The 3,713-nt window shown below is 66.6% G+C and carries 5 protein-coding genes; 3 read left to right on the forward strand and 2 right to left on the reverse strand.

What is annotated here, in order from left to right:
• Positions 1–216 precede the first annotated feature (216 nt).
• Positions 217–834, reverse strand: coding sequence for a glutathione peroxidase (locus AC1DOC_RS24270; RefSeq protein WP_155736565.1), 618 nt, complete (start codon positions 832–834; stop codon positions 217–219).
• Between the two features lie 130 nt (positions 835–964).
• Here AC1DOC_RS24270 and AC1DOC_RS24275 point away from each other — a divergent pair, with 130 nt between their 5' ends.
• From AC1DOC_RS24275 to AC1DOC_RS24285, 3 genes are all read left to right on the forward strand, one after another.
• Entirely contained in the window at positions 965–1,822 is an 858-nt protein-coding gene (locus AC1DOC_RS24275; protein ID WP_015867903.1) for a ferritin family protein, read from the forward strand.
• Positions 1,823–1,862: 40 nt separating this feature from the next.
• Positions 1,863–2,744, forward strand: a complete 882-nt coding sequence (locus AC1DOC_RS24280) for an RNA polymerase sigma-70 factor (protein WP_478080533.1) — start codon at positions 1,863–1,865, stop codon at positions 2,742–2,744.
• 91 nt (positions 2,745–2,835) lie between these two features.
• Positions 2,836–3,303, forward strand: coding sequence for a carboxymuconolactone decarboxylase family protein (locus AC1DOC_RS24285; protein ID WP_478080534.1), 468 nt, complete (start codon positions 2,836–2,838; stop codon positions 3,301–3,303).
• Positions 3,304–3,312: 9 nt separating this feature from the next.
• Here the strand turns inward: AC1DOC_RS24285 and AC1DOC_RS24290 are convergent.
• The coding region (locus tag AC1DOC_RS24290; protein WP_478130659.1) for an SPOR domain-containing protein at positions 3,313–3,713 on the reverse strand (401 nt) is incomplete at its 5' end.

A 3,713-nucleotide genomic window follows, 5' to 3' on the forward strand; every position in this document is an offset into this window, starting at 1 on the left:
CAAAAATGCTGCGAGGCGCCCCGACGCGAAGGAGGGAGGGAGGGAGGAGGAGAAGAATCGCCTCGGGATTTCGACCAGACTGGACGCCTGGAAGACCTCGCAACATGAAAACTGGAAGGCATGTGCTGCCCTCGTTCGTTATGAGCACAGTGTGCCAGCCCGGTTCCCCCTCCAGTGGTAAACGTTTGTGACCGTTAGTTCATGGTGGCAAGGCCCTCAGCCGCCCGCCGCGAGTTGGCTCTCGATGACCTTGACGAAGGCGCTCTCGTCGGGCGCCGTCATGCTGGACCAGGCCTGCACCACCTTGCCGTCGCGCCCGATCAGGTATTTGTAGAAATTCCACTTCGGCGTGGTGCCCGAGGCCAGCGCCAGCTGCTTGAACAGCGGGTTGGCATTGGCGCCGCGCACCGACGACTTCGCGAACATCGGAAATTTCACGCCGAAGGTGCTTTCGCAGAAATCGGCAATTTCCTTGTTCGAGCCCGATTCCTGTGCGAAATCGTTGGACGGGAAGCCCAGCACCACCAGCCCGCGCGCGCGGTATTTGCTGTCCAGCGCCTCCAGCCCCTTGTATTGCGGGGTAAAGCCGCAGAAGCTCGCGGTGTTCACCACCAGCACCACCTTGCCCGCGTACTGGCACAGCGATTGGGGTTTTTCGTCCTGCAGCCGCGGGAAGGTGTGCTGCAGGGTGGACGGGCAGGCCGCAGCGGCGGTGCCGTCGGCCGGGGCGGATGGGGCGGCTGTGGGGCTGGGAGACGAGCTGGGAGAGGGGGCCTGTGCGACCGCTGTGCCAGCGGCAAGAAGGCATGCGGCCAGGGCGGCAGGGATTCGCATAAGGGGGCTCCTGAAGACAAAAAAGTGTGCATTTCGCGCCATAAGACCGCGCTTATGCACACATCATCGCGCGTCTGTCATGGGTGCGCCAAACGAGCCGACTAAAATCGACGGCCTTAGAAAGACTTTGATGCTTTATCCGGAACTCTTCAGACAACTCGAATCTGTCCGCTGGGACATGGACAAGGACATTCCCTGGCAGTCGTTCGATGCTTCGCTGCTGTCCGAAGAGCAGGCGCAGACCATCAAGATGAACGCCATCACCGAGTGGGCGGCACTGCCGGCCACCGAGATGTTCCTGCGCGACAACCGCCACGATAGCGATTTTTCGGCTTTCATGTCGATCTGGTTCTTCGAGGAGCAGAAGCACTCGCTGGTGCTCATGGAGTACCTCAAGCGCTTCAGCCCCCARCATGCGCCCACCGAGCAGGAGCTGCACGAAGTGCGCTTCGACTTCGACCCGGCCCCGCCGCTCGAAACCCTGATGCTGCATTTCTGCGGCGAAATCCGCCTCAACCACTGGTACCGCCGTGCCGCCCAGTGGCACACCGAGCCGGTCATCAAGCACATCTACACCACGCTGAGCCAGGACGAGGCCCGCCACGGCGGCGCCTACCTGCGCTACATGAAGCGCGCCATGGAGAAGTTCGGCGACGAGGCGCGCGCCGCGTTCACCAAGGTCGGCGTGCTGATGGCCAGCGCGCGGCGCACCGCCCAGGCGCTGCACCCGACCAACCTGCACGTCAACAAGGCGCTGTTCCCCAACGACACCATCCAGAGCCGCATGCCCGATCCCGACTGGCTCGAGCACTGGCTGGACAAGCAGATCAAGTTCGACGCGGTCTGGGAAAGCAAGGTCGGCGAGCGCATCCTGCACAACCTGAGCCTCCTGATGAACCGCAGCTTCAAGACGGTGCAGGAGCTCAACCGCTACCGCAAGGAACTGGCCGCCACGCTCGGCCCCAGGCCCGAGTACCAGGGCGCATAAGCGCCTGTCACAAACCCGGTGGGTCGCCCGTCTTGTGAGCATGGACGATCCCACCCTCGCCTTCAACAGCCACCGCAGCCGCCTGCAGGGCATTGCCTACCGCATGCTCGGCTCCGTCGCGGAAGCCGAAGAGGTGGTGCAGGACGCCTGGCTGCGCTGGCACGAGGCCGACAAGGCCGCCCTCGGTAGCGCCGAAGCCTGGCTGGTCACCGTCGTCACCCGCCTTTCGATCGACCGGCTGCGCGCCGCGAAGGTCCAGCGCGAGCACTACGTCGGCGCCTGGATGCCCGAGCCCACGCTGACCGGCGGGCCGGACACCCCGGAGCAGCTGCTCGAACGCGCCGACAACATCTCCGTCGCCTTCCTGGCCGTGCTCGAGCGCCTGGCGCCCGAAGCGCGCGCCGCCTTCCTGCTGCGCGAAGTGTTCGATGCCGACTACGACGAGGTGGCCCGCACGCTCGGCAAGAGCGAAGCCGCCTGCCGGCAGCTGGTGCACCGCGCCAAGGCGCAGGTGCAGGAGGCGCGCCCGCGCTTCCAGGTGCCGCGCGAAACCCACCAGCGCCTGCTGCGCGCCTTTGCCGATGCGGCCGCACGCGGCAGCCTGCAGGAGCTGAAGGCGCTGATGGCGGAAGACGTGGAGCTCATCGGCGACGGCGGCGGCAAGGTGCAGAGCTTCAGCAAGGTCCTGCGCGGCAGCCAGCGGCTCGCGCAGCTGTACTTCGCGCTCTGGCGCCGCATGGGCGCCGCGGTGCGCATGGAACTGGTGGAGCTCAACGGCGAGCCGGGGCTGTTGCGCTTTCTGGATGGTGAGCTCGAATCGGCCCAGACCTTCGAGATCGAGAGCGAGCGCATCGTGCGCGTGCGCGTGCAGCGCAATCCCGACAAGCTCGCGCGCATCGCGCAGCTCTATTCGCTGAAATAGTTTTCCGGCGGCGTGTCACAGGGCCGATGGCTGGCCCGTCTTCAACAGGTAGCAAGCAGATTTTTCATCTCGACCACCTGGAGTACACGCCATGAGCAGCACCACCACCCCCCGCCTCGCCTGGTTCAAGATCGCCCCCAAGGCCTTCCAGGCCATGATCGCCGTCAACGGCGCCATCGAATCGTCCAGCCTCGGCAAGGTGCTGATCGACCTCGTCTTTGCCCGCGTCTCGCAGATCAACGGCTGCGCCTACTGCCTCGACATGCACGTGCGCGACCTGCGCCAGCAGGGCGAGGATTGGCAGCGCATCAACAGCCTGGCCACCTGGCGCGAAGTGAGCTTCTTCAGCGAGCGCGAACGCGCGGCGCTGGACTGGGCCGAAACGCTGACGCGCCTGCCGGGCCACCACGAAGCCCGCGACGCCGAGTTCGAGGCGCTCAAGGCGCATTTCAGCGAACTCGAGATCGTCGAGCTCTCGATCGCGATTGCGCAGATCAACGCGTGGAACCGCATGGGTGTGGGCATGCGCCTGCCGGTGGCGGCCAAGACGATGCCCTGAGGCCTTGAATCAGCGGCGCTCGACCACCATCGGCGCGATGCGCAGGCTCTCGCGCAGCTGCGTGACGGCCTCGCCGGCTTCGCTGCGCGAGGCGAAGGGCCCGGCCTGCAGGCGGTGCGTGCCGGCTTCGCTGAACACGCGCAGCTGCAGCGCCAGCGTGGGCAGTCCGCGCGCGGCCTGGCTGCGCAGGCTCTCGGCGCCATCGCGCTCGCGGAAGGCGCCGAGCTGCACCCAGAAGCCCGCGGCCGCGGCTGAAGGCGAGGAGGGCGCAGAGTCCTGCGATGCGGCGGCCCGCGGCGCCGGTGGCGGGGCGGTGAGCGGCGCCATCGGCGGCAGGTCGCTGACCATGATCGGCTGGCGCGGCGATGCGGCCTCCGGCTCGGGCGCCGGCGCGGCCTGCGCGATCCGGT

It is taken from the genome of Variovorax sp. 01T439_2 (assembly GCF_056398445.1).

Bases quoted from the DNA above. Each gene is read 5' to 3' on its own strand.
- AC1DOC_RS24280 (WP_478080533.1), top strand. From the start codon at position 1,863: ATGGACGATCCCACCCTCGCCTTCAACAGCCACCGCAGCCGCCTGCAG.
- AC1DOC_RS24270 (WP_155736565.1), bottom strand. From the start codon at position 834: ATGCGAATCCCTGCCGCCCTGGCCGCATGCCTTCTTGCCGCTGGCACA.
- AC1DOC_RS24285 (WP_478080534.1), top strand. From the start codon at position 2,836: ATGAGCAGCACCACCACCCCCCGCCTCGCCTGGTTCAAGATCGCCCCC.